At 68.6% G+C, this 22,178-nt stretch carries 24 protein-coding genes; 13 read left to right on the plus strand and 11 right to left on the minus strand.

Annotation, left to right across the window (positions count from 1 at the left end; all coding sequences use genetic code 11):
* Positions 1 to 19: 19 nt before the first annotated feature.
* The 3 genes from DIE04_RS13990 to fliE form a co-directional block, all read right to left on the minus strand.
* The gene (locus DIE04_RS13990; protein WP_044849239.1) at positions 20 to 352 is read right to left on the minus strand and encodes a flagellar protein FliT; all 333 of its coding nucleotides are present in this window, start codon (positions 350 to 352) and stop codon (positions 20 to 22) included.
* Positions 349 to 783, minus strand: a complete 435-nt coding sequence (fliS, locus tag DIE04_RS13995; RefSeq protein WP_044849240.1) for a flagellar export chaperone FliS — start codon at positions 781 to 783, stop codon at positions 349 to 351. The genes DIE04_RS13990 and fliS overlap by 4 nt, the downstream gene beginning before the upstream one ends.
* A gap of 196 nt (positions 784 to 979) precedes the next feature.
* Positions 980 to 1,324, minus strand: a complete 345-nt coding sequence (gene fliE / locus DIE04_RS14000) for a flagellar hook-basal body complex protein FliE (protein ID WP_044849241.1) — start codon at positions 1,322 to 1,324, stop codon at positions 980 to 982.
* 251 nt (positions 1,325 to 1,575) lie between these two features.
* On the opposite strand from fliE, the gene fliF reads away from it, so the two are divergent.
* The 6 genes from fliF to DIE04_RS14035 are packed head-to-tail and all read left to right on the plus strand — an operon-like array spanning position 1,576 to position 8,377.
* Positions 1,576 to 3,339, plus strand: coding sequence for a flagellar basal-body MS-ring/collar protein FliF (gene fliF / locus DIE04_RS14010; protein WP_044849242.1), 1,764 nt, complete (start codon positions 1,576 to 1,578; stop codon positions 3,337 to 3,339).
* Positions 3,329 to 4,324: a flagellar motor switch protein FliG gene (gene fliG, locus DIE04_RS14015; protein ID WP_124486673.1), complete on the plus strand. Its 996-nt coding sequence runs from the start codon at positions 3,329 to 3,331 to the stop codon at positions 4,322 to 4,324. Before fliF ends, fliG begins: the two co-directional genes overlap by 11 nt.
* A complete protein-coding gene (fliH, locus tag DIE04_RS14020; RefSeq protein WP_124486674.1) occupies positions 4,317 to 5,000 on the plus strand; it encodes a flagellar assembly protein FliH in 684 nt (227 codons plus the stop codon). Before fliG ends, fliH begins: the two co-directional genes overlap by 8 nt.
* Positions 4,994 to 6,535 (plus strand): flagellar protein export ATPase FliI, encoded by a 1,542-nt coding sequence (fliI, locus tag DIE04_RS14025; protein ID WP_124486675.1) that lies wholly within the window; start codon positions 4,994 to 4,996, stop codon positions 6,533 to 6,535. The genes fliH and fliI overlap by 7 nt, the downstream gene beginning before the upstream one ends.
* Positions 6,536 to 6,540: 5 nt before the next feature.
* On the plus strand, positions 6,541 to 6,999 hold the full coding sequence (fliJ, locus tag DIE04_RS14030) for a flagellar export protein FliJ (RefSeq protein WP_044849246.1): 459 nt from the start codon (positions 6,541 to 6,543) through the stop codon (positions 6,997 to 6,999).
* Between the two features lie 31 nt (positions 7,000 to 7,030).
* Complete coding sequence (locus tag DIE04_RS14035) at positions 7,031 to 8,377, plus strand: flagellar hook-length control protein FliK (protein ID WP_124520548.1); 1,347 nt, start codon at positions 7,031 to 7,033, stop codon at positions 8,375 to 8,377.
* A 53-nt stretch (positions 8,378 to 8,430) separates the two neighbouring features.
* Here DIE04_RS14035 and DIE04_RS14040 read toward each other — a convergent pair whose 3' ends face one another.
* A complete protein-coding gene (locus tag DIE04_RS14040) occupies positions 8,431 to 10,071 on the minus strand; it encodes a GMC family oxidoreductase (RefSeq protein ID WP_124520549.1) in 1,641 nt (546 codons plus the stop codon).
* A gap of 217 nt (positions 10,072 to 10,288) precedes the next feature.
* Between DIE04_RS14040 and DIE04_RS14050 the strand changes: the two genes are divergently transcribed.
* Together DIE04_RS14050 and DIE04_RS14055 are read left to right on the plus strand one after the other, a co-directional pair.
* Positions 10,289 to 10,753: a hypothetical protein gene (locus DIE04_RS14050; protein WP_124486678.1), complete on the plus strand. Its 465-nt coding sequence runs from the start codon at positions 10,289 to 10,291 to the stop codon at positions 10,751 to 10,753.
* Positions 10,754 to 10,792: 39 nt separating this feature from the next.
* Complete coding sequence (locus DIE04_RS14055) at positions 10,793 to 12,235, plus strand: coniferyl aldehyde dehydrogenase (protein WP_124486679.1); 1,443 nt, start codon at positions 10,793 to 10,795, stop codon at positions 12,233 to 12,235.
* 79 nt (positions 12,236 to 12,314) lie between these two features.
* Here DIE04_RS14055 and DIE04_RS14060 read toward each other — a convergent pair whose 3' ends face one another.
* Positions 12,315 to 13,346: a serine/threonine protein kinase gene (locus tag DIE04_RS14060; protein WP_124520550.1), complete on the minus strand. Its 1,032-nt coding sequence runs from the start codon at positions 13,344 to 13,346 to the stop codon at positions 12,315 to 12,317.
* Positions 13,347 to 13,395: 49 nt separating this feature from the next.
* Positions 13,396 to 13,608 carry a hypothetical protein gene (locus tag DIE04_RS14065; RefSeq protein WP_011886311.1) on the minus strand — a complete coding sequence of 71 codons (213 nt, stop codon included), beginning with the start codon at positions 13,606 to 13,608 and terminating at the stop codon, positions 13,396 to 13,398.
* A gap of 823 nt (positions 13,609 to 14,431) precedes the next feature.
* Here DIE04_RS14065 and DIE04_RS14075 point away from each other — a divergent pair.
* A complete protein-coding gene (locus DIE04_RS14075) occupies positions 14,432 to 15,313 on the plus strand; it encodes a DMT family transporter (RefSeq protein WP_124520551.1) in 882 nt (293 codons plus the stop codon).
* A gap of 307 nt (positions 15,314 to 15,620) precedes the next feature.
* Positions 15,621 to 15,806 carry a hypothetical protein gene (locus tag DIE04_RS14080; RefSeq protein ID WP_014895742.1) on the plus strand — a complete coding sequence of 62 codons (186 nt, stop codon included), beginning with the start codon at positions 15,621 to 15,623 and terminating at the stop codon, positions 15,804 to 15,806.
* Between the two features lie 119 nt (positions 15,807 to 15,925).
* Here the strand turns inward: DIE04_RS14080 and mgrA are convergent, their stop codons facing one another.
* Positions 15,926 to 16,969 carry an L-glyceraldehyde 3-phosphate reductase gene (gene mgrA, locus DIE04_RS14085; RefSeq protein ID WP_124486683.1) on the minus strand — a complete coding sequence of 348 codons (1,044 nt, stop codon included), beginning with the start codon at positions 16,967 to 16,969 and terminating at the stop codon, positions 15,926 to 15,928.
* 184 nt (positions 16,970 to 17,153) lie between these two features.
* Here mgrA and DIE04_RS14090 point away from each other — a divergent pair, with 184 nt between their 5' ends.
* Positions 17,154 to 17,360 (plus strand): DUF3185 family protein, encoded by a 207-nt coding sequence (locus tag DIE04_RS14090; protein WP_124520552.1) that lies wholly within the window; start codon positions 17,154 to 17,156, stop codon positions 17,358 to 17,360.
* 158 nt (positions 17,361 to 17,518) lie between these two features.
* Here the strand turns inward: DIE04_RS14090 and DIE04_RS14095 are convergent, their stop codons facing one another.
* Complete coding sequence (locus DIE04_RS14095; RefSeq protein WP_124486684.1) at positions 17,519 to 18,292, minus strand: phytanoyl-CoA dioxygenase family protein; 774 nt, start codon at positions 18,290 to 18,292, stop codon at positions 17,519 to 17,521.
* Between the two features lie 353 nt (positions 18,293 to 18,645).
* Between DIE04_RS14095 and DIE04_RS14100 the strand changes: the two genes are divergently transcribed.
* Positions 18,646 to 18,987, plus strand: coding sequence for a hypothetical protein (locus tag DIE04_RS14100; protein ID WP_044847852.1), 342 nt, complete (start codon positions 18,646 to 18,648; stop codon positions 18,985 to 18,987).
* A gap of 118 nt (positions 18,988 to 19,105) precedes the next feature.
* Here the strand turns inward: DIE04_RS14100 and metK are convergent, their stop codons facing one another.
* Positions 19,106 to 20,293: a methionine adenosyltransferase gene (gene metK / locus DIE04_RS14105; protein WP_044847851.1), complete on the minus strand. Its 1,188-nt coding sequence runs from the start codon at positions 20,291 to 20,293 to the stop codon at positions 19,106 to 19,108.
* A 264-nt stretch (positions 20,294 to 20,557) separates the two neighbouring features.
* On the opposite strand from metK, the gene lpxL reads away from it, so the two are divergent.
* A complete protein-coding gene (lpxL, locus tag DIE04_RS14110) occupies positions 20,558 to 21,442 on the plus strand; it encodes a lauroyl acyltransferase LpxL (protein WP_044847850.1) in 885 nt (294 codons plus the stop codon).
* A gap of 21 nt (positions 21,443 to 21,463) precedes the next feature.
* On the opposite strand, the gene DIE04_RS14115 is transcribed toward lpxL, so the two are convergent.
* Positions 21,464 to 21,766, minus strand: a complete 303-nt coding sequence (locus DIE04_RS14115; protein WP_044847849.1) for a HigA family addiction module antitoxin — start codon at positions 21,764 to 21,766, stop codon at positions 21,464 to 21,466.
* A gap of 14 nt (positions 21,767 to 21,780) precedes the next feature.
* Positions 21,781 to 22,059 carry a type II toxin-antitoxin system RelE/ParE family toxin gene (locus tag DIE04_RS14120; RefSeq protein WP_124486685.1) on the minus strand — a complete coding sequence of 93 codons (279 nt, stop codon included), beginning with the start codon at positions 22,057 to 22,059 and terminating at the stop codon, positions 21,781 to 21,783.
* Positions 22,060 to 22,178 lie beyond the last annotated feature (119 nt).

Genomic DNA, 22,178 nt, shown 5'->3' on the forward strand with positions numbered 1-22,178 from the left:
CCGCCCCGGCAAACGGGCACTATCCGCGAGCGCGGTAGAGATCGGTCAATACCTCGGTCGAGCGCCGCGCCTCGAACAGCGCGGACAACCGCGCGACTTCCGGGCTCGCGAGATCGCGGATCGCGGCGTCGTCGGCGAGGATGCGGCGGATCAGCGCGAGCTTGCGGCCGAGGTCCGCTTCGTCGAGCGCGACACCCGGAGCGGCCGCCTTCAACCCGTCGACGAGCCTCAGGAATTCGGCCTGCAACTCCGGCAGCGCGCGCCAGTCCGCGCCGCGCGCCGCGCACAGCATGCGGCCCGACACGGCCGCGAGCGCCTCGTAGCGAGCGAAGTATTCGGCCTTGAGATTCATCGCGCCGCGCCCGCCGCCTGTTGCGCGGCCATGCGCGCGACTTCCGGAGCGATGCCCGTCCATGCTTCCTCGAGCGTCGCGAGCAGCCCGTCGACCTCGACCAGCATCGCGTCGCTCGCGTGCATGTTGGCTTCCAGCAGGCGCCGGCCGATATAGGTGTACAGCGCGTCGAGGCGCTCGGCGATCTGGCCGCCCGCGTCGCGATTCAGCGACACCTGCAGGCCGTTCTCGACGATCCCGATCGCCTTGCCGATCGCTTCGCCGCGTGCGGACACGTTGCCCTGCTGCAAATGCATGCGCGCGAGCGCGATGGCCTGCCGCGCGCCCTGATACAGCATCGCGATCAGCCGGTGCGGGGAGGCGCCCATCACCCCCGTCTCGACGCCGACACGCGCGTACGCACTGGCTCCAGCGTGTCCTGGGGAAAACATGCGCTTCTCCTTGTGATGCGTTGGCTATGCGGTGGCCGCCGCCTTGCGATGCACGACGCGGCCTCGTTCCAGAGTTATCGGAACGGAATTGGAAAGCTTTAGGTGCGCGGGCCGCCGGCGCGGCAGGCAGGCTGCTCCCCTGGGCGGCTGCCCCGGGAAGCCCGTCGCCGGATGCCCGTCGCCGGTTGCCGGCGGGTCAGACCGACATCTGCATGATGTCGTTGTACGCGCTCACGAGCTTGTTGCGGACCTGGAGCCCGAACTGGAAACCGATGTTGGCCTTCTGCATGTCGACCATCACGTCGTTCAGCGACACGTTCGCCGCGCCGACCTCGAACGCGTGCGCCTCGCCGAGCGCGTGCTGCTGGTCGCCGCTGATCTTGTCGAGCGACGCCTTCATCGCGCTCGCGAACGTGCCGGCCGTCGCGGCGCCCGAGCCGGCGAGCGCTGCCGCCGGGCTCCCGACGCCGCCGCTCGCCTGCGCGGCCATCGCCTGCATCTGTTGCAACACCGAACCGATTCCGCTGACGTTGGCAGCCATGTTGTCCCCAGACCTGTAAGAGATGAGACCCGGGCACACCGGGCGTTTCCGACGGCGCCGTACGACGCGCACCATGCCGGATCGCGAAAAAGGATAGCAGCGCGGCGCGCGCCAAAGCCGCGAAAGTACGGGGGAAACCCCGCTCTTTTCGGTCGATCGGAGTCGCGCCCGGGTCCCGATAATCGCATCGTGTCATTGTCCGTCCGCTCGTCCGAGCGGCTCAGTCGTCCCGCTCCGGAGAAACTCCACGCATGGATTCGCAGGCCAACTCGCTGATCAACCCCGACGCCCGCACGGGCCTCGCCAGCCCGGTGCCAGGCGCCACCGCGGCCGCCGCGTTGCCGGGAGCAGGCGGCGCCGGCGCGGACTTCGGGTTCGGCGGCTTCGCGGAACGCATCCCCGGCATCTCGCGGATGAAGGGCAACCCGAAGCTGCCGTTCGTGATCGCGGTCGCGTTCGCCGTCGCCGCGATCACCGCGCTCGTGCTGTGGAGCCGCGCGCCCGACTATCGCGTGCTGTACAGCAACCTGTCGGACCGCGACGGCGGCGCGATCATCACCGCGCTCCAGCAGGCAAACGTTCCCTACAAGTTCGCCGACGCGGGCGGCGCGATCCTGGTGCCGTCGAACCAGGTGCACGAAACGCGCCTGAAGCTCGCCGCGATGGGCCTGCCCAAGGGCGGCTCGGTCGGCTTCGAGCTGATGGACAACCAGAAATTCGGCATCAGCCAGTTCGCGGAGCAGGTGAACTACCAGCGCGCGCTCGAAGGCGAGCTGCAGCGCACGATCGAGTCGATCAACGCGGTGAAAACGGCGCGCGTGCATCTCGCGATCCCGAAGCCGTCGGTGTTCGTGCGCGACAAGGAAGCGCCGAGCGCGTCGGTGTTCGTCGACCTCTACCCGGGCCGCGTGCTCGACGAGGGCCAGGTCCAGGCGATCACGCGGATGGTGTCGTCCGGCGTGCCCGACATGCCGGCCAAGAACGTGACGATCGTCGACCAGGACGGCAACCTGCTGACCCAGACGGCGTCGGCCTCCGGCCTCGACGCGAGCCAGCTCAAGTACGTGCAGCAGGTCGAGCGCAACACGCAGAAGCGCATCGACGCGATCCTCGCGCCGATCTTCGGCGCCGGCAACGCGCGCTCGCAGGTCAGCGCGGACGTCGATTTCTCCAGGCTCGAGCAGACCTCGGAAAGCTACGGCCCGAACGCCTCGCCGCAGCAGACCGCGATCCGCAGCCAGCAGACCAGCACGGCCACCGAACTCGCGCAGGGCGGCGCCTCGGGCGTGCCGGGCGCGCTGTCGAACACGCCGCCGCAGCCGGCCTCCGCGCCGATCGTCGCCGGCAACGGCCAGAGCGGGCCGCAGTCGACGCCCGTCAGCGACCGCAAGGACCAGACGACCAACTACGAACTCGACAAGACGATCCGCCACGTCGAGCAGCCGATGGGCAACGTGAAGCGGCTGTCGGTCGCCGTCGTCGTCAATTACCAGCCGGTGGCCGACGCGAAGGGCCACGTGACGATGCAGCCGCTGCCACCCGCGAAGCTCGCCCAGATCGAGCAGCTCGTGAAGGACGCGATGGGCTACGACGAGAAGCGCGGCGACTCGGTGAACGTCGTGAACAGCGCGTTCTCGACCGCGAGCGATCCGTACGCCGACCTGCCGTGGTGGCGCCAGCCGGACATGATCGCGATGGCGAAGGAAGCCGCGAAGTGGCTCGGCATCGCGGCGGCCGCGGCGGCGCTCTATTTCATGTTCGTGCGCCCGGCGATGCGCCGCGCGTTCCCGCCGCCCGAGCCGGCCGCGCCGGCGCTCGCGGCGCCGGAGGATGCGGTCGTGCTCGACGGCCTGCCCGCCCCGGACAAGGCCGACGAGCCCGATGCGCTGCTGCTCGGCTTCGAGAACGAAAAGAACCGCTACGAACGCAACCTCGACTACGCGCGCACGATCGCCCGCCAGGATCCGAAGATCGTCGCCACCGTCGTGAAGAACTGGGTGTCCGATGAACGCTGAAGGCCTGACCAAGAGCGCGCTGCTGCTGATGTCGATCGGCGAGGAAGAGGCCGCTGAAGTATTCAAGTTCCTCGCGCCGCGCGAGGTGCAGAAGATCGGCGCCGCGATGGCCGCGCTGAAGAACGTCACGCGCGAGCAGGTCGAGGACGTGCTGCAGGAGTTCGCGAGGGAAGCCGAGCAGCACACCGCGCTGTCGCTCGATTCGAGCGATTACATCCGCTCGGTGCTGACCAAGGCGCTCGGCGAGGACAAGGCCGGCGTGCTGATCGACCGGATCCTGCAGGGCAGCGACACGAGCGGCATCGAGGGCCTGAAGTGGATGGACTCGGGCGCGGTGGCCGAACTGATCAAGAACGAGCATCCGCAGATCATCGCGACCATCCTCGTGCACCTCGACCGCGACCAGGCGTCCGAGATCGCATCGTGCTTCACCGAGCGGCTGCGCAACGACGTGCTGCTGCGGATCGCGACGCTCGACGGCATCCAGCCGGCCGCGCTGCGCGAGCTCGACGACGTGCTGACCGGCCTGCTGTCCGGCAGCGACAACCTGAAGCGCAGCCCGATGGGCGGCATCCGCACCGCGGCCGAGATCCTGAACTTCATGACGAGCAATCATGAGGAAGGCGTGCTCGAAAGCGTGCGCCAGTACGACGCGGAGCTCGCGCAGAAGATCATCGACCAGATGTTCGTGTTCGAGAACCTGCTCGACCTCGAGGATCGCGCGATCCAGATGGTGCTGAAGGAAGTCGAGTCGGAAACGCTGATCATCGCGCTGAAGGGCGCGCCGCCCGCGCTGCGCCAGAAGTTCCTCGCGAACATGTCGCAACGCGCGGCCGAACTGCTCGCCGAGGATCTCGACGCGCGCGGCCCGGTGCGCGTGTCCGAAGTCGAGACGCAGCAGCGCCGCATCCTGCAAATCGTCCGCAATCTCGCCGAAAGCGGCCAGGTCGTGATCGGCGGCAAGGCGGAAGACGCGTATGTCTGATTCCGCGCGCGAGCCCGCCGGCACCCTCACCGCGTACCAGCGGTGGGAGATGGCGTCGTTCGATCCGCCGCCGCCCCCGCCGCCGCCCGACGCTGCCGCAGCGGCCGCCGCCGCGCTCGCCGCGGACCTGCAGCGCGTGCGCGACGCCGCGCATGCCGAAGGCCATGCGGCCGGTCACGTCGAAGGCCAGGCGCTGGGTTATCAGGCCGGTTTCGACCAGGGCCGCGAGCAGGGTTTCGAAGCCGGCCAGGCCGAAGCCCGCAAACAGGCCGCGCAGCTCGCGGCGCTCGCCGCGTCGTTCCGCGAAGCCGTGTCGAGCATCGAGCACGATCTCGCGTCCGACCTCGCGCAGCTCGCGCTCGACATCGCGCAGCAGGTCGTGCGCCAGCACGTGAAGCACGATCCGGCCGCGCTCGTCGCGGCGGTGCGCGACGTGCTCGCCGCCGAACCGGCGCTGTCCGGCGCGCCGCATCTCGCGGTGAATCCGGCCGACCTGCCCGTCGTCGAAGCCTATCTGCAGGACGAACTCGATACGCTCGGCTGGAACGTGCGCACCGACGCGTCGATCGAGCGCGGCGGCTGCCGCGCGCACGCCGCGACGGGCGAGGTCGACGCGACGCTGCCCACCCGCTGGCAGCGCGTCGCCGCCGCGATCGGCAAGGTGAGCGCATGGTGACGCCCACGCCCGAATCGATCCTGCACGACGGAATGACGCCGCTCGAGCGCGAACTCGCGCTCGCGTCGTTCGGCCCCGACGGTCCGCACGACACCGCGCACGACGCGCCGGCACACGCGACGGATGCCGCCTGCGACACGCCGCGCGCGCCGCACAATCCGCATCTCGCGCACTGGCGCACGCACCTGAACGGGCTCGCGACACGCAGCCACCGCGCGCTGCCGCTGCGGCCGTGCGGGCGCCTCACGCGCGCCGCGGGCCTCGTGCTCGAGGCGATCGGGCTGCGCCTGTCGGTCGGCGCCGAATGCACGATCGAATTGCCGCCCGGCAGCACGCTGCCGCACGCGGAAGCGGAAGTCGTCGGGTTCTCCGGCGATCGCCTGTTCCTGATGCCGACCACCGACGTCGCCGGCGTCCTGCCCGGCGCGCGCGTATGGCCGCTGGAGGCCGCGCCCGTCGCCGATCCGCTCGCGGGCGCCAAGCGGCTGCCGGTCGGCTGGGAAATGCTCGGGCGCGTCGTCGACGCGTCGGGCCGCCCGCTCGACGGCCTCGGCCCGCTCGGGTCGAAGGTCGATGCGCCGCTGTCGGCGCCGTCGATCAACCCGCTCGATCGCGAGCCGATCCACCACGTACTCGACGTCGGCGTGCGCGCGATCAACGGCCTGCTCACCGTCGGCCGCGGGCAGCGGATGGGCCTGTTCGCCGGCTCCGGCGTCGGCAAGTCGGTGCTGCTCGGCACGATGGCGCGCTACACCAGCGCGGAAGTGATCGTGATCGGGCTGATCGGTGAACGCGGCCGCGAAGTGAAGGAATTCATCGAACAGATCCTCGGCGAGGACGGGCTCGCGCGCTCGGTCGTCGTCGCGGCGCCGGCCGACGTGTCGCCGCTGCTGCGGATGCAGGGCGCCGCCTACGCGACGTCGCTCGCCGAGTATTTCCGCGACCAGGGCAAGCACGTGCTGCTGCTGATGGATTCGCTGACGCGCTACGCGATGGCGCAGCGCGAGATCGCGCTCGCGATCGGCGAGCCGCCCGCGACCAAGGGTTATCCGCCGTCGGTGTTCGCGAAGCTGCCCGCGCTCGTCGAGCGCACCGGCAACGGGCCCGAAGGCGGCGGCTCGATCACCGCGTTCTACACGGTGCTGACCGAAGGCGACGACCAGCAGGACCCGATCGCCGACTCGGCGCGCGCGATCCTCGATGGCCACGTCGTGCTGTCGCGCGCGCTCGCCGAGGCCGGCCACTATCCGGCGATCGACATCGAGGCGTCGATCAGCCGCGCGATGACCGCGCTGATCGACGAACCGCATCTCGACCGCGTTCGGCAGTTCAAGCAGATGCTGTCGCGCTACCAGCGCAATCGCGACCTGATCGCGGTCGGCGCCTATGCGCCCGGCCGCGACGCGCAGCTCGACCGCGCGATCGCGCTCTACCCGCGCATCGAATCGTTCCTGCAGCAGGGCTTTCGCGAATGCGCACCGTTCGAATCGAGCCTCGCCGCGCTCGATGCGCTGTTCGACGTACACGGAGGCTGATCCCGATGGCACACGGCTTTCCCCTTCAACTGCTGCTCGACCGCGCGCAGGAAGATCTCGATACGGCCGCGAAGCAGCTCGGCACCGCGCAGCGCGACCGCACCGCTGCCGCCGAGCAGCTCGATGCGCTGCTGCGCTATCGCGACGAATACCACGCACGCTTCGCGCAGTCCGCGCAGAGCGGGATGCCGGCCGGCAACTGGCGCAATTTCCAGGCGTTCATCGACACGCTCGACGCTGCGATCGCGCAGCAGCGCAACGTGCTGGCCGCAGCTGAACGCCGCATCGACGAGGCGCGCCCGAACTGGCAACAGAAGAAACGCACCGTCGGCTCATACGAAATCCTGCAGGCGCGCGGCGTCGCGCAGGAAGCGCAGCGTACCGCGAAGCGCGAACAGCGCGACGCCGACGAACACGCCGCGAAGATCCTGCGCATGCGGGCCGACGCCGCCCGCTCGGCATAGCCGCTCACCGCTTTCGAACGAGAGAATCGTCATGCCTCCCCTGCCCCTGCTCGGCGCGCTGCTCGACACCGCCGGCACCGCACTCAAGGCCGTCCGCGACGCGGGTTCGTCGGCCGCCGCCGGCAACGATGCCGCCGCCAGCCCGGCCGCCGTGCCGTTCGCACAGACGCTGAAGCAAAGCGTCGACACGCGGCACGACGCGACGAATGCCGGCATGCCGGACGCCGCGACGAAACAGGTGTCGGCGACGCCGGCCGCCGGCACCAAGCCGTACGGCACGGGCGACGACAAGCCGATCGACGATGCGAACGCGACGCCCAATCCCGACGCCGCCGCACTCGCTGCGGCCGCCGCCGTGCAGGCGCAACTGCTGGCTCGCACGAACGACGCGGCGCCGGCCGATGCCGACAGCACCGCTGCCGCCGCGCAGACGACGGCCGTGTCCGGCCAGCCCGACGCCACGGCCGCGCTGCCGAATCATGCCGGCAAGGATGCGGCCGCCGAGCCGGCTGCCCCCGCGTCGGGTCGCGACGCGCTGCAGGCCGCGCTGGCGAAGCTGACCGGCGGTGCGGGCGCGATCGCGATGCCCGCGACGGGCGCGGCGGCGACCGCAGCGCCGGCACCGGCAGCGACGACGTCGGCCTCGGCCGCCGCCCCGCTGACGCCGAAGGTCCCGACCTTCGACCGCGCGCTCGCCGACGCCAAAGGCGCGCCCGCGACACAGCAGCCCGCCACGCAGGCCGCCGCACCGCTGCAGGCCGGCGCAACGGCCCAACCCGCCGCGCAACATGCATTCGCGGCCGCCGAAGAAACCGCCAGCCCGGCCGCCGACGCAACGGTCGCTGCCGCCGCCACGGCTGCGGCAGCCGCCCAGGCGAACCTCCAGGCATCGCCCGCCGCAAGCACGATCGCCGCGGCCAATCCGCACGTGCTGGCCCCGCACGTCGGCACCGCCGACTGGACGGATGCGCTGAGCCAGAAGGTCGTGTTCCTGTCGAATGCGCACCAGCAGAGCGCCGAGCTGACGCTGAACCCGCCGGACCTCGGCCCGCTGCAGGTCGTGCTGCGCGTCGCGGACAACCACGCGCATGCACTGTTCGTATCGCAGCACGCGCAGGTGCGTGACGCGGTGGAAGCCGCGCTGCCGAAGTTGCGCGAGGCGATGGAAGCGGGCGGGCTCGGCCTGGGCAGCGCGACGGTCAGCGACGGCGGCTTCGCGTCGCAGCAGCAGAACCCGCAGCAAAGCTTCGCCGGCGGCCGGTCGTCGCCGCGCGCGCGCGCCGGATCGTCAGCCGTCGACGCACCGGTCGACGCCGCGCAATCCGCATCGGCCGCCGCCACCGTGAGCCGCGCGGGCCTCGTCGATACGTTCGCCTGAGCATCGCGTCGCTCGCGTGCCGGTATGTGCCGGTACGTGCGAGTATGTGCCGCTCAGCGGCCGTGCGCGGCCGCGGCCGCCTCGCCGCGCGGCACGCTGCCCCGGCGCGCCGCGACGATGAAGTCCGCCGCGCGTTCGCCGATCATCACCGACGGCGCATTCGTGTTCCCGCCGATCAGCGTCGGCATCACCGACGCATCCACCACCCGCAGCCTTTCGACACCCCGCACGCGCAGTTGCGGATCCACGACCGCGCGCGCATCCGAGCCCATCCGGCAGGTGCCGACCGGGTGATAGATCGTGTCGGCGTGCGCGACGATCGTCGCGCGCAGCTCGGCTTCGCTCTGGCCCGCGCGCGTGTACAACTCGCGCCCGCCCTGCGACGCGAGCGGCGCCTGCGACAGGATCCGGCGCATCGCCTGCGCACCGCGCACGAGCAGGTCGAGATCGCGCGTATCGCTGAAGAAACGCGGATCGATCAGCGGCGCGTCGCGCGCATCGCCGCTCGCGAGCGCGACCGTGCCGCGGCTGAACGGGCGCAGCGCGCACACGTGCAGCGAATAACCGAAGCCCCAGTGCATCTTGCGGTTGTGATCGTCGACGAGCGCCGTGCAGAAATGCAGTTGCAGGTCCGGACGATCGAGCGACGGATCGCTCTTGATGAAGCCGCCGGCCTCCGCGACGTTGCTCGTCATCATCCCCGTGCGGCTCGAGAAATAGCGCGCGAGCGCCGGCGCCATCTTCGCGATCCCGCGCAGGCAGATGCCGACCAGCTCCGACGAATTCACGCGCGTGTTGATGATGAAGTCGATATGGTCGATCAGGTTGGTGCCGACATCCGGTGCGTCCTGCACGACCGCGATCCCGTGCCGGCGCAGTTGTTCCGCCGGCCCGATCCCCGAGCACATCAGCAGTTGCGGCGAATTGAACGCGCCGGCCGACAGGATCACTTCCGCGCGCGCGCCGAGCGTCTCGACGCGTCCGTCGCGCGACACCACCACACCGACCGCGCGCCTGCCGTCGAAGCCCACGCGCAGCACCGTCGCATCGGTGATCACATGCAGGTTCGGCCGGTCACGGTCGTAGATGTACGCACGTGCAACGCTGCAGCGCGAGCCGTCGCGATGCGTGACCTGATAGAAGCCGACGCCTTCCTGCGTCGCGCCGTTGAAGTCGTCGTTGAGCGGATAACCGGCCGCGTGCGCGGCCTGGATGAATCGTTCGGAGAACGGATTGCGAAAGCGCAGATCGGACACCGTCAGCGGCCCGTCCGCGCCGTGCCAGGCGTCGGCGCCGCGCGCGTTGCCTTCCGCGCGGCGGAAATACGGCAGCACGTCCTGCCAGCCCCAGCCCGTCGCACCGAGTTGTGCCCACTCGTCGTAGTCGCCCGGATGGCCGCGCGTGTAGATCATCGCGTTGATCGCGCTCGAGCCGCCCATCCCGCGTCCGCGCGGCTGGTAGCCGCGGCGGCCGCCGAGGCCCGGCTGCGGCACCGTCTCGTAGCCGTAGTTCGTGCCGAGCTTGAACGGCACGAGCGCCGCGATCCCCACCGGCATGTTGACGAGCAGGTTGCGCGCCGTGTGCGAACCGGTCTCGATCAACGCGATCGTCGCGTCGGGGCATGCATCGGCGAGGCGGCTCGCGAGGCTCGACCCGCCCGATCCTCCGCCGACGATGATGTAGTCGTATTGCATGTCACGTCTCCTTCGTGTCATGAACGGCGCCCGGCGCGGCCCGGCTCCCGCTTGTAATGTTCGGGCATTGTAGGAATGGCCGTCGCGCGCGCGGCACGCCGATTCAAGAGCGATTCCTCTAAACGCCCGCGTGAACTAAATTTAAGATGTATCGATGAATTCGACGCGATGCAGCGGCCGCCAGAAGCCGCGCCGTCGCGAAACTGGGGAGACGACGATGCAGCGCGACGTTCTGCAGGCCGCGTGCCGACCGGGTTGTCCGGACGCACCGCGCGCGGCCCGCATTTCATTTCAAACGGATGCCTTGGCGGTGACGTGCAACACCGTGCGCGCGGCCGGTCGAAATCGAACGACGCCGCGTATCGCCGACCGTTTGAACGGCGCGTCGCATGCGCGGCTCGACCTGCCGATTCATGCATCGTCGCGCGCATCGCGTCATGCCGCTTCGGTGCGCCGGCAAGCATCGGCAATTCGCGATCGCGCACCATTCGGAAGTCGCAGCGAGCCGCACGCGCACCCCGAGCAATCCCGTTTTCGAACACGAATACCGTCGCGCGGATACGACGCTTGCCGCACGTTGCACCCTGTTTTCGACCGTGCATTGCATCCGGCCCCGTGCCGCGCGACGCGCGCCATCCCGACCCGCCCCACCACGCTCGCCGAGCGGGTACGTGCGGCCTGACTGCTGGCCGACGTGCCACGCCCAACTGGAGTAGACGACATGAAGAACGACCTGCCCGAACTGGCCCCGCAAACGGCGCCGTCGGTCGATGCGCTGACGTCGCTGCTGCGCGACCAGCGCGCGGCCTACCTGCGCGCGCCGTATCCGGAGTGGGACACCCGCGCGCAGCACCTGCGCGCGCTGCGCACGATGCTGCTCGATCACGCGGATGCGCTCGCCGATGCGATCAGCGCCGACTTCGGGCATCGCGCGAAGCAGGAAGTACTGCTGTCGGAAATCTGGATGGCGAAGGAAGAGATCGACGATGCGCTCAAGCACGGCAAGCGCTGGATGAAGCCCATCCGCAAGCCGATGAACAAGTGGCTGCGGCCGGCGCGCGCGAAGGTGCTGCCGCAGCCGCTCGGCGTGGTCGGCATCGTCGTGCCGTGGAACTATCCGCTCCTGCTCGCGGCCGGGCCGCTGATCTGCGCGCTCGCGGCCGGCAACCGCGCGATCATCAAGATGTCCGAACTGACGCCGCGCACGTCGGCGCTGTTCGCGCAACTGATCGGGAAGACCTTCTCGCGCGACCACGTCGCGGTCGTGAACGGCGATGCGGAGATCGGCGCCGCATTCAGCGCGCTGCCGTTCGATCACCTGCTGTTCACCGGGTCGACGCACGTCGGCCGCCATGTGATGCGCGCCGCGGCCGACAACCTCACACCCGTCACGCTCGAACTCGGCGGCAAGTCTCCGGCGATCGTCGGTCCGAATGCGCGCTTCGATGCGGCCGTCGACGCGATCATCGGCGGCAAGACGCTGAACGCGGGCCAGACCTGCATCGCGCCCGACTACGTGCTGCTGCCGCGCGGGATGGAAGCCGCGTTCATCGAGCGGGCACGAGCGCGCTTCGCGAAGCTGTATCCGGACCTGTCGACCAACGGCGACTACACGACGATCGTGTCGCCGCGCCATTACGCCCGGCTGCAGCAACTGGCGACCGACGCGCAGGCGGCAGGCGCGCAATTGCATCCGCTGTCGGACGCGCAGTCCGATCCCGCGTCACGCCGCTTCGTGCCGTGCGCGGTCACGCACGTGCCGGCCGCGTCGCAACTGATGCAGGAGGAAATCTTCGGGCCGTTGCTGCCGCTCGTGCCGTACGAGCGGCTCGACGAGGCGATCGCGTACGTGAACGCGCGGCCGCGGCCGCTCGCGCTGTACCTGTTCGACGAGGATGGCGGCACGGTCGAGCGCGTGATGCGCGAAACGATCTCGGGCGGCGTGACGGTGAACGACGCACTGCTGCACATTGCGTGCGGCAGCCTGCCGTTCGGCGGCGTCGGCGCGAGCGGGATGGGCGCGTATCACGGCTACGACGGCTTCGTGACGTTCTCGAAGATGAAGCCCGTGCTCACGCAGGCGCGCCTGAATACCCGTGGGCTGATCGCACCGCCTTACGGCAAGCGCTTCGCCGCGGTCATCAGGATGATGCTGAAGTTCTGAGCGATGCGGGCCGCGCGCCACACGCGCCGGCCCGCCCGCGAACGCCGCGCGGCGACGCTGCCGCGCGCGCCGTCGCACGTCACACGGGCCAGAGCGGCCCTTCCTGCATCGCGCCGATCTGCTCGCGCAGCTCGAGCACGCGTGCTTCCCAGTAGCGATGCGTGTTGAACCACGGGAACGCGGCCGGAAACGCCGGATCGTCCCAGCGGCGCGCCAGCCAGGCCGCGTAGTGGATCAAGCGCAGCGTGCGCAGCGCTTCGACCAGATGCAGCTCGCGCGGCTCGAATTCGCAGAAGTCCTCATAACCTGCGAGCAGGTCCGCGAGCGCGCGCGACGCGCCTTCGCGATCGCCCGGCAGCAGCAGCCACAGATCCTGGACGGCGGGCGCCATCCGGCTATCGTCGAAGTCGACGAAATGCGGGCCTGCGTCGGTCCACAACACGTTGCTCGGATGGCAGTCGCCGTGCGTGCGCAGCAGGCGAATCTCGCCCGCACGCTCGAACGCGGCCTCGACGCCTTCGAGCGCGAGGTTCACCGCCGTCTCGTAGGCGGGCCGGACATCGTCGGGAAGAAAATCGTGCGCGAGCAGGTAGTCGCGCGGCTCGTAGCCGAACGTGCGGATGTCGAGCACCGGACGCGCGACATACGGCTCGGTCGCGCCGACCGCGTGAATCCGGCCGATGAAGCGGCCGAGCCATTCGAGCGTGTCGCTGCGGTCGAGATCGGGCGCGCGGCCGCCGCGCCGCTCGAAGATCGAGAAGCGGAAGCCGTCGAACGCATGCAGCGTGCGGCCGTCGAACGCGCGCGCGGGCACCGCCGGAATCTCGCGCGCGGCGAGCTCGGCGACGAAGGCGTGTTCTTCCAGGATCGCGTCGTCCGACCAGCGCGCGGGCCGGTAGAACTTCGCGACGACCGGCGGGCCGTCTTCGATGCCGACCTGGTAGACGCGGTTCTCGTAGCTGTTGAGCGCGAGCAGGCGCCCGTCGGTGCGCAGCCCGGACGGCATCAGCACGCTGTCGAGCGCGTCGAGCACGCACTCGGGCGTGAGGCCGGCGAACGGCGGGCCGGCGGGAGCTGCGGGGGCGGAAGTGTCGTCTTTCATGCCCCGCATTGTGCCGTCAGCCGCGCCGAAACACGAGCGCCCGGTGCGGCACGCGCGCTCAGTGGATCGCGGCGCCGGCCGGCAGCACGGATTCGCCGGTGTCGATCAGGTCCTCGAGAAAGAACGGCTCGGTGTTGAGTTCCTTCGACTCGCCCGGCACGCCCGCGTACCAGGTCACCATGGCCATGTCGCCCAGAACGCGCTGAACGATGCCGCGCGCGCCCTTCGGCACTGCGATATGGGTAGTGCAGACAATCGACCCGACATGCATGATGGTTCCCCACTCTTGAAACTTGAAACCCGGCTCGCTGGCGAGCCGGCAAATGCACGATCCGCGCCGCCCTCGTCGGGGTGTTGCGCGTGATCCCATTGTTCACGGTTTATCGAAGCGCGAAAAGAAGAAGAAGCAGGCGAAGTGCCGCGAATTCGTCGAATGTCTCCAATCAACCACTGCGCCGCGCGTGCGCTTGCACGGGCGGATACCCCCATCATACCCTGTCGAATGTGACTGTCCGCCGAATCCGGCCATACGCGCGGCGCGCACGCGAATCGCACGACAGGCTTATCGTCTGCCCTTTGCCCGGTCGCGAGGAGACTTCGCGTGAGCGCAGCGAACGGAACCACGCCCGCGGCCTCGCGCCTCAATGCCGCGCCCCCTACCTCGAACGAGACTCACGAAGCTACCGGCGCGCGGCGTGCGGCGTGATGTCGTAGTGTCGTGGCGCCATAGCGTATGGCGGTGCCGGTGCGCCAGCGGTTGCGCTGCACGGCCGCCTTGCGTTACCTTTGACGTTCATTCGCGTTCAAGCGCATTTCGACACGATGCATCCGCTCACGTCCGCTCTCGCAAAATCCCGGCCGCAGTTCGACTCGCGGCCGCAGGCGTGCGCGCATCCGTCGGTCCTCCCTCCTCCTGTCGCACCGCCGCGCGTCGGCGCCGCGCCGCCCCCGCCGGCGGCACACGTCGGCTGACCAGCCGGCTTTCGGTTTCCGTTTTCCATTTGCCCGTTTGGGCCGTTCGTGCGTGATCGCGCACGACGCGTTCCCGCACGCGCGACATGGAACGTTTCGATCCGTTCGACAGGTGGATTCACATGGTTTCGTTCAAACACGCGCTCGCCGCGCATGGCGTGACGTCGCTCTTCGTCCTGCTGTGGAGCAGCGGCGCGATCTTCGCGGAACTCGGTCTGCATCACGCATCCGCGTTCGTCTTTCTCACCACGCGATTCGCGCTCGCGTCACTCGTGCTGCTCGCGCTGGCCGTCATGCGCGGACGCTGGCTGCCGCCACGCGGCGAGCGCCGCATGGCCGCGCTGACCGGCCTGCTGATGATGGGCGGCTATTCGATCTTCTACCTGCTCGCGCTCGATCGCGGGATCGCGCCGGGCGTGCTCGCGACGATCCTCGGCGTGCAGCCGATCCTCACGCTCGCGATCGTCGAGCGGCGCTGGCAACCGATACGTATCGCCGGGCTCGGGCTGTCGTTGGCTGGTCTCGCGCTCGTCGTGTGCCGCGGCGTGGGCGGCACCGGCCTGCCGGTCATCGGCGTCGCCTGCGCGCTCACGGCGCTCGTCGCGCTGACCGCCGGCTCGCTGCTGCAAAAGCGCGTGCGCGCGGCGCCTGCCGACGTGCTGCCGCTGCAGAACGCGATCGGCCTCGTGCTGTGCGTGGCGATCCTGCCGTTCCGGCCGATCTCGCTCGAGATCGGCTGGGCGTTTGTCGTGCCGCTGCTGTGGCTCGGGATCGTGATCTCGGTGATCGCGCAGTTGCTGTTCTACCGGTTGATGCAGCGCGGCGATCTCGTCAACGTGACGAGCCTGTTCTATCTCGTGCCCGTCGTCACCACGCTGATGGACGCGCTCTGGCTCGGCAACCGGCCCGAACCGCTCGCGCTCGCCGGCATGGGGGCGATCGTCGGGGGCCTCGCGCTCGTGTTCCGCACGCCCGCCGTTCGCGCGCAACCCGATCGCGCGTAAGCGGCTGGGCTGCCGCGCCCGCGGGTGCGGCAGCCCGTAGCGAACACGTACGACGTTTCCGCGCCAATCGAAAGGAACGGGAAAGACTGGCGCAAGGCATTCGTCCAATTCGCGGGAAAAATGCGGAATCCCCGGGGTTTTCCGCATACTTTTAATGGTTCGGATAGCGAAAAACGCGGCGAGCTTGCCTATACTCGAACTGTCCGACCCGCTCGCAATCGCGAATCGGTCGGCCGAACAAGAGAAATGCCCGGCATGGGGCTGGAAGACGCGCATGCGCCTGTTCCGGCCGACTACGGAGACACGCATGACGACCTATTTCACGATCGGCGACTTCATCCTGTTGATTCCGATGGCGCTGGCCGGAGCGCTATTTCTCGGCGCGGTGCCGTGCGCAACCGAATTCCGCCACAACCTGCTGCGCGTGCTCGGCGTCATCCTCGGCGTCGGCGTTGCGGTATTGCTCGTCGAGGGCCTGCCTGCACTCCTCTAGCCACGCGTCGGCGCGCGGCGGTCACGTCGCTGCATTGCAGCGACGCGACGGCGTGTGTGCGTGCGCGGCGATACGGCATGCAATGCTTCGCATCCCGTATCGACGGTCGTTGCTGCCGGTCAGATCGCCTGATCGGTGGACGGCTTTTCCCACAGATTGATGCCGCCCTCGATCGCGTGGCGATCGATCTCCGCGAGTTCGTCGGCCGAGAATTCGAGATTCTTCAGCGCGCCGACGTTTTCACGCACCTGCTCCGCACGGCTCGCGCCGATCAGTGCGGACGTCACGCGGCCATTGCGCAGCACCCACGCGAGCGCCATTTGCGCGAGGCTCTGCCCGCGCCGCTCGGCGATGCCGTTGAGCTTGCGCACGTGCTCGAGGTTCTCCGCGCTCAGGTGATCCTGCTTCAGCGAGCCGCCGCCCGGTTTGTTCACGCGTGCGTCGTCCGGCACGCCGTTCAGGTATTTCGACGTCAGCAGCCCCTGCGCGAGCGGCGTGAACGCGATGCTGCCCGTGCCGATCTCGTCGAGCGTGCCGAGCAGGTCCGGCTCGATCCAGCGGTTCAGCATGTTGTAGGACGGCTGGTGGATCAGCAGCGGCACCTTGTATTGCGCGAGCAGTTCGGCCATCTCGCGCGTCTTCGCGGCCGAGTACGACGAGATGCCGATATACAGCGCCTTGCCCTGCTGCACGGCCGATGCGAGCGCGCCGGCGGTTTCCTCGAGGGGCGTGTGTGCGTCGAAGCGGTGCGAATAGAAGATGTCGACGTAGTCGAGGCCCATGCGCTGCAGGCTCTGGTCAAGGCTCGCGAGCACGTACTTGCGCGACCCGCCGCCGCTGCCGTACGGCCCCGGCCACATGTCCCAGCCGGCCTTCGTCGAGATCAGCAGCTCGTCGCGGTACGGCCGGAAATCTTCCTTCAGCAGCCGGCCGAAGTTGGTTTCGGCGCTGCCGTACGGCGGCCCGTAGTTGTTCGCGAGGTCGAAGTGATTGATGCCGAGGTCGAACGCGGTGCGCAGGATCTCGCGCTGCGTCGCGATCGGCGTCGAGTCGCCGAAGTTGTGCCACAGGCCGAGCGACAGGGCGGGCAGTTTGAGCCCGGATTTGCCGCAGGTGCGGTATTGCATGTCGGCATAACGTTCGGAAGCTGCTTCGTAGGCCATGAGTCGGTTCCGTCAGGACGTCGGGGAAGGGACGCGCGCCGCGCGCGAACATCACGCGCCGGCGGCGAAGGAAACATACGACGGCTATGGTAGCGAACGTGGCCGACGCGCGCACGGCAATGGACGCGGCTGCGCGCGTCGCCTACACTGCGGCGTCTCGAATCACCGTTACAGCGAGGTTGGTATGTCCCGGGTCATCTCGGTTGCGCTGCTCGTCGGCGGCGTCGTGCTGCTGTATTTCGGCGGCCAGTCGTTCCATTCGATCAACGACAACGTGTCGCGCTTCTTCACCGGCTCGCCCGCCACGAAAACGATCCTGCTGATCGCCAGCGGCGCCGTCGCGATGCTGATCGGCCTGATCGGCCTCGCGATGCCGGCCAACAAGCGCTGATCACGCAGTCGCGCGACGCACGACGACGTTCCCGCCTCGCGTGATGCGGGCCGCACAAAACGCAACGGGCGGCCAGGCCGCCCGTTTCTTCATCCGCTCATGCGGCCGCCGCGCCGCATCGAACCATCGACGCGGCTGCAGCGCCGCCCGAACCGCTGCTAGAACTGCACTTCCGGCTTCGCCGCCGAACGCGTGCCCGGCACCGGCCGGTTGCTCACGCCGTGATACGTGTAGACGAGCGAGAACTTCACCTGGTCGGAGCGGTTCTGCCCCGCCGAATGCAGCGTGTTGCAGTGGAAAAACACGACGTCGCCCGTCTGGAGCGGCGGGCAGGTTGCCGCGTCGATCATCTTGCGGTTTTCCGGCAGGTCGCTGCGGAAGAACTTCGCGTCGTCGAACGCTTCCGGCCCGAATTCGGCCGTGTGCGAACCCGGCACCAGCCAGAGCGCCCCGTTTTCATTCGTTTCCGGGCCGAGCGCGAGCCACACCGACACCATGTCCGCGCGTTCGAACGACCAGTAGCGGAAGTCGCGATGCCAGCCCGTCAGGCTGCCGTACGCCGGATGCTTCGTCATCATGCAGTTGTGATGCGCGCGCGACAGCACCGGCTGCTCGCCGAAGTACTCGCGCATCCACGCGCCGATTTCCGGCGCGATCGCGCGCTCGGCGAACGCCGGATCGCGCGTGTAGGCGTCCAGCAGCCGCCGCACCGTATGCCCGCCCGGCGCATGCTTCGACTCGGGCGCGCCCGGGTAGCGCAAATCCGCCTCGAACTCGATCGGCTCCGCCGCTTCCTGCAACTGGCGCGCCGCGATCCGCTTGAGCGTCGCGCACTGCGCTTCGCCGACGAGGCCGCGCGCGACGACGAAGCCGCGTTCGCGCAATTCCGCGACTTGCGCGCGGATCGATTCCGACTGCAATGAAGACGACATGGGATGCCAGACGTTTATTGTGTGAATGTGACGATTGTAAATCGGCGCCGGATGCCGCGAACAGCGCCATTGTCGTACGCAGGGGCATGCCAATCGCCGATTTGATCTGGCTCAAGGGAACTGTGCGGCGCGGCGCGAGCCTCAGCGACAGGCGGTATGCGACGACACGCTTGCGGCACAAGGGTTTATCGCGACTTTTGCACGTCATGAAACCCCGGTAGCCTGTCGCGGCCTGTCAATTCTGGCGGGCGCGGCGCGCAACGACTTTCGGTAAGATCCGTTGCGCCATCCGAGGCCGTTCATACCAGTGCGCTCTTCAAGGGCGCCATCCATACAAGCGAAGCATCGTTCACATGCCATTCCGTCTGACTTCCCGTCTCAGCCGCGCTGCGAAGCGCGTCGTGCCGTCCGCTCCCGCCCGCCCGCTGCGCCATCACCGCGCGCGCACGCAGGCGCTCGCCGAGCACACGCACGCGCACAGCCGGCTGGACGGCATCCGCGCGTGGTTCCACGCGTTCTTCTCGATGATGAGCGCACAGGCGTTCGCCCGCCGCGCCGGCCTGCGCTCGCTGCTGCAGAAGCCGTCGTCGCTGCGCGCGCTCGCGCTGCGCCGCACGCTGGGCCCGCAGCGCCGCGTCAATCGCCCGCGCCGCCTCGCGGCCAGCAACGGCTGGTTCGGGTTCGGCGCACGCTGAAGCCGAGCCGGCGGCACGCTGCCCGCCACGATCGTCGCGCGCGCGTCATTCCGCCGGCGCGCGACGCGCATAAAAAAACCCCGGCATGCCGGGGTTTTTCGTTTCAGGCGGACGACGCTTATGCGACGCGTGCCGTCGGCTCCACGCCAGCCGCTTCGGCCAGCGCGAGTGCCTTGTCGGTTGCTTCCCACGAGAATTCCGGCTCGTCGCGGCCGAAGTGGCCGTAAGCGGCCGTCTTCTCGTAGATCGGGCGCAGCAGGTCGAGCATCTTGATGATGCCCTTCGGACGCAGGTCGAAATGCTCGCGGACGAGCTTCGTGATCACCGCATCCGACACGCGGCCCGTGCCGAACGTGTTGACCATCACCGAGGTCGGCTCGGCAACGCCGATCGCGTACGACACCTGGATCAGCGCGCGCGATGCGAGACCTGCCGCGACGATGTTCTTCGCGACGTAACGGCCGGCATACGCTGCCGAACGGTCGACCTTCGACGGATCCTTGCCCGAGAACGCGCCGCCGCCGTGCGGTGCGGCACCGCCGTAGGTATCGACGATGATCTTGCGACCCGTCAGGCCGCAGTCGCCCTGCGGGCCACCGATCACGAACCGGCCGGTCGGGTTCACCAGGAACTTGATGTCGCCCTTGATCAGGTCGGCCGGCAGCGTCGGCTTGATGATTTCCTCGATCACTGCTTCGCGCAGCGCCGGCAGCTCGATGTCCGGTGCGTGCTGCGTCGACAGCACGACGGTGTCGATCGAATCGGGCTTGCCGTCGACGTAGCGGACCGTGACCTGCGACTTCGCGTCCGGGCGCAGCCACTGCAGGCGGCCGTCGCGGCGCAGGCTGGCCTGGCGCTCGACGAGACGGTGCGACAGGTAGATCGGCAGCGGCATCAGTTCCGGCGTTTCGTCGCATGCGTAACCGAACATCAGGCCCTGGTCGCCCGCGCCTTGATCGAGGTTGTCGTCATGCGCGCGGTCGACGCCCTGCGCGATGTCCGGTGACTGCTTGTCGTACGCGACGAGCACCGCGCAGCCCTTGTAGTCGATGCCGTAGTCGGTGTTGTCGTAGCCGATGCGCTTGATGGTGTCGCGCGCGATCTGGATGTAGTCGATGTTGGCCGTCGTGGTGATTTCACCGGCCAGCACGACGAGACCCGTGTTGCACAGCGTTTCGGCCGCAACGCGGGAGTATTTGTCCTGCTCGAGGATGGCGTCGAGAATCGCGTCCGAGATTTGGTCCGCGACCTTGTCCGGATGGCCTTCGGAGACGGATTCGGACGTGAAGAGATAATCGTTTGCCACTTTTTCAGGCTCCTGTGTGGTTACGGTGGGTTTCACGTAGCCAGCTTCGTTGGCCTGAAGCGGCGACGCTTTAGCGGATTACCAGGACCGGGCAGCGCGCTTCGCGCCAGCCGGCTTCGCCCCGCAAGTTGTCAGTTAACTCGGCGAAGCCCGTATTATAGCGGCTTTCGTGAATTGTCACAGAGCGCCACACGTGCTGCATCGTCCGCTGTCCTACCCCCCTGTTCGCAACGCGCCGGCCAGCCGGCCCCACGGAGATTCCGCATGCTAGGCCGCCTCGGCACGCACCTCGCCATCGGCTTGCTGAAGCTGCTCGCCCTGCTGCCGTACGGTCTGACCGCACGGTTCGGCGACGGCCTCGGCTGGCTGCTGTACCAGATTCCCAGCCGGCGAAAGCGCATCGTACATACCAATCTGAAACTCTGCTTCCCCGACTGGAGCGACGAGCGGCGCGAGGAAGTGGCGGGCCGGCATTTCCGCCACGCGATCCGCAGCTACGTCGAGCGCAGCGTCCAGTGGTTCGGCTCCGAGCGCAAGCTCGCGAAACTGATCCAGGTCGACAGCGCGGTCGATCTCACGGACCCCGATCTGCCCCCGACGCTGTTCCTGGGCCTGCATTTCGTCGGCATCGAAGCCGGCTCGATCTGGCTGAACCGTTCACTGCAGCGCCGTTGCGGATCGCTGTACCAGCCGTTCTCGAATGCGATACTCGAGGAAGAAGCGAAGAAGGCGCGCGGGCGTTTCGACGCCGAGATGGTCGGCCGCGCGGACAGCGCGCGCGTCGTGCTGCGCTGGCTGCGCGACCGCAAGCCGGTGATGCTCGGCGCCGACATGGACTACGGGCTGCGCAATTCGACGTTCGTACCCTTCTTCGGCGTGCCCGCGTGCACGCTGACGGCCGTCGGCCGGCTCGCGAAGACGGGCCGCGCGCAGGTCGTGCCGTTCATCGGCGAAGTGCTGCCGAACTACCAGGGTTACCGGCTGAAGGTGTTCAAGCCGTGGGATCACTATCCGACCGGCGACGACGATCTCGACGCGCGGCGGATGAACGAATTCCTCGAAGAGCAGATTCCGCTGATGCCCGAGCAGTATTACTGGGTGCACAAGCGCTTCAAGACGCGCCCGCCCGGCGAGCCGAGCCTCTACTGAGTCGAACCCGCGGGCGCGTCGTCAGATACGCGCCTGTACCCTCGCCACTTTCGGCGCGCCTTTCGCGCGCGCCTGCCAGAGATCGTAGGCCGACTGCTGCGCCAGCCACAGATCCGCCTTCCCGCCGTTTTCCTCGCCCAGCCACGCTTCGAGACGCAGCGCCATTTCAGGCGAGATGCCGGCATGGCCGTGCAGGATGCGCGACAGCGCCGCGCGCGTGACGCCGAGCTGCGCGGCGGCTTCGGTGACGGTCAGGCCGAGCGCCGGCAAGACGTCGTCGCGCAGCGCCTCGCCCGGATGGGGCGGATTGAAGATGCGAGTCATGGCGTTGAATGACCTCAGTGATAGTCTTGATAGTTGACCAGGACGGCATCCGGGCCCTCGAATCTGAACGTCAGGCGCCAGTTGACGCTCACGCTCACCGAGCAGTAACCCTCCAGCCCGCCGGCGAGGCCATGCAGGCGCCAGCCGGGTACGTTCATGTCGAACGGCTGGCTCGCCATGTCGAGACGGGCAAGCTGGCGCCGCAACCTCGGGGCATGATCCGGCCGGATGCCAGCCTTGCTCCCGTTCGTGAAAAACGCTTCCAGCCCCTTGTGCTGCCATGACTTGATCATGGGCCTCCCACACTCGAGTGCGATTCGACGGCATGGCCCACATGGCGTATAGCCAGACTATACGAATCGCCTGATTGATTTGTCAATTTGACCGGTACGAAAACGCGCACGCGGCGAAA

The sequence above is a fragment of the Burkholderia sp. Bp8994 genome (genome assembly GCF_003853805.1).
Taxonomy (GTDB): Bacteria; Pseudomonadota; Gammaproteobacteria; order Burkholderiales; family Burkholderiaceae; genus Burkholderia.

Excerpts from the sequence above, each read along its gene's own strand:
- DIE04_RS13990 (WP_044849239.1), bottom strand. The coding sequence starts at position 352 with ATGAATCTCAAGGCCGAATACTTCGCTCGCTACGAGGCGCTCGCGGCC.
- fliS (WP_044849240.1), bottom strand. The coding sequence starts at position 783 with ATGTTTTCCCCAGGACACGCTGGAGCCAGTGCGTACGCGCGTGTCGGC.
- fliE (WP_044849241.1), bottom strand. The coding sequence starts at position 1,324 with ATGGCTGCCAACGTCAGCGGAATCGGTTCGGTGTTGCAACAGATGCAG.
- fliF (WP_044849242.1), top strand. The coding sequence starts at position 1,576 with ATGGATTCGCAGGCCAACTCGCTGATCAACCCCGACGCCCGCACGGGC.
- fliG (WP_124486673.1), top strand. The coding sequence starts at position 3,329 with ATGAACGCTGAAGGCCTGACCAAGAGCGCGCTGCTGCTGATGTCGATC.
- fliH (WP_124486674.1), top strand. The coding sequence starts at position 4,317 with ATGTCTGATTCCGCGCGCGAGCCCGCCGGCACCCTCACCGCGTACCAG.
- fliI (WP_124486675.1), top strand. The coding sequence starts at position 4,994 with ATGGTGACGCCCACGCCCGAATCGATCCTGCACGACGGAATGACGCCG.
- fliJ (WP_044849246.1), top strand. The coding sequence starts at position 6,541 with ATGGCACACGGCTTTCCCCTTCAACTGCTGCTCGACCGCGCGCAGGAA.
- DIE04_RS14035 (WP_124520548.1), top strand. The coding sequence starts at position 7,031 with ATGCCTCCCCTGCCCCTGCTCGGCGCGCTGCTCGACACCGCCGGCACC.
- DIE04_RS14040 (WP_124520549.1), bottom strand. The coding sequence starts at position 10,071 with ATGCAATACGACTACATCATCGTCGGCGGAGGATCGGGCGGGTCGAGC.
- DIE04_RS14050 (WP_124486678.1), top strand. The coding sequence starts at position 10,289 with ATGCAGCGCGACGTTCTGCAGGCCGCGTGCCGACCGGGTTGTCCGGAC.
- DIE04_RS14055 (WP_124486679.1), top strand. The coding sequence starts at position 10,793 with ATGAAGAACGACCTGCCCGAACTGGCCCCGCAAACGGCGCCGTCGGTC.
- DIE04_RS14060 (WP_124520550.1), bottom strand. The coding sequence starts at position 13,346 with ATGCGGGGCATGAAAGACGACACTTCCGCCCCCGCAGCTCCCGCCGGC.
- DIE04_RS14065 (WP_011886311.1), bottom strand. The coding sequence starts at position 13,608 with ATGCATGTCGGGTCGATTGTCTGCACTACCCATATCGCAGTGCCGAAG.
- DIE04_RS14075 (WP_124520551.1), top strand. The coding sequence starts at position 14,432 with ATGGTTTCGTTCAAACACGCGCTCGCCGCGCATGGCGTGACGTCGCTC.
- DIE04_RS14080 (WP_014895742.1), top strand. The coding sequence starts at position 15,621 with ATGACGACCTATTTCACGATCGGCGACTTCATCCTGTTGATTCCGATG.
- mgrA (WP_124486683.1), bottom strand. The coding sequence starts at position 16,969 with ATGGCCTACGAAGCAGCTTCCGAACGTTATGCCGACATGCAATACCGC.
- DIE04_RS14090 (WP_124520552.1), top strand. The coding sequence starts at position 17,154 with ATGTCCCGGGTCATCTCGGTTGCGCTGCTCGTCGGCGGCGTCGTGCTG.
- DIE04_RS14095 (WP_124486684.1), bottom strand. The coding sequence starts at position 18,292 with ATGTCGTCTTCATTGCAGTCGGAATCGATCCGCGCGCAAGTCGCGGAA.
- DIE04_RS14100 (WP_044847852.1), top strand. The coding sequence starts at position 18,646 with ATGCCATTCCGTCTGACTTCCCGTCTCAGCCGCGCTGCGAAGCGCGTC.
- lpxL (WP_044847850.1), top strand. The coding sequence starts at position 20,558 with ATGCTAGGCCGCCTCGGCACGCACCTCGCCATCGGCTTGCTGAAGCTG.
- DIE04_RS14115 (WP_044847849.1), bottom strand. The coding sequence starts at position 21,766 with ATGACTCGCATCTTCAATCCGCCCCATCCGGGCGAGGCGCTGCGCGAC.
- DIE04_RS14120 (WP_124486685.1), bottom strand. The coding sequence starts at position 22,059 with ATGATCAAGTCATGGCAGCACAAGGGGCTGGAAGCGTTTTTCACGAAC.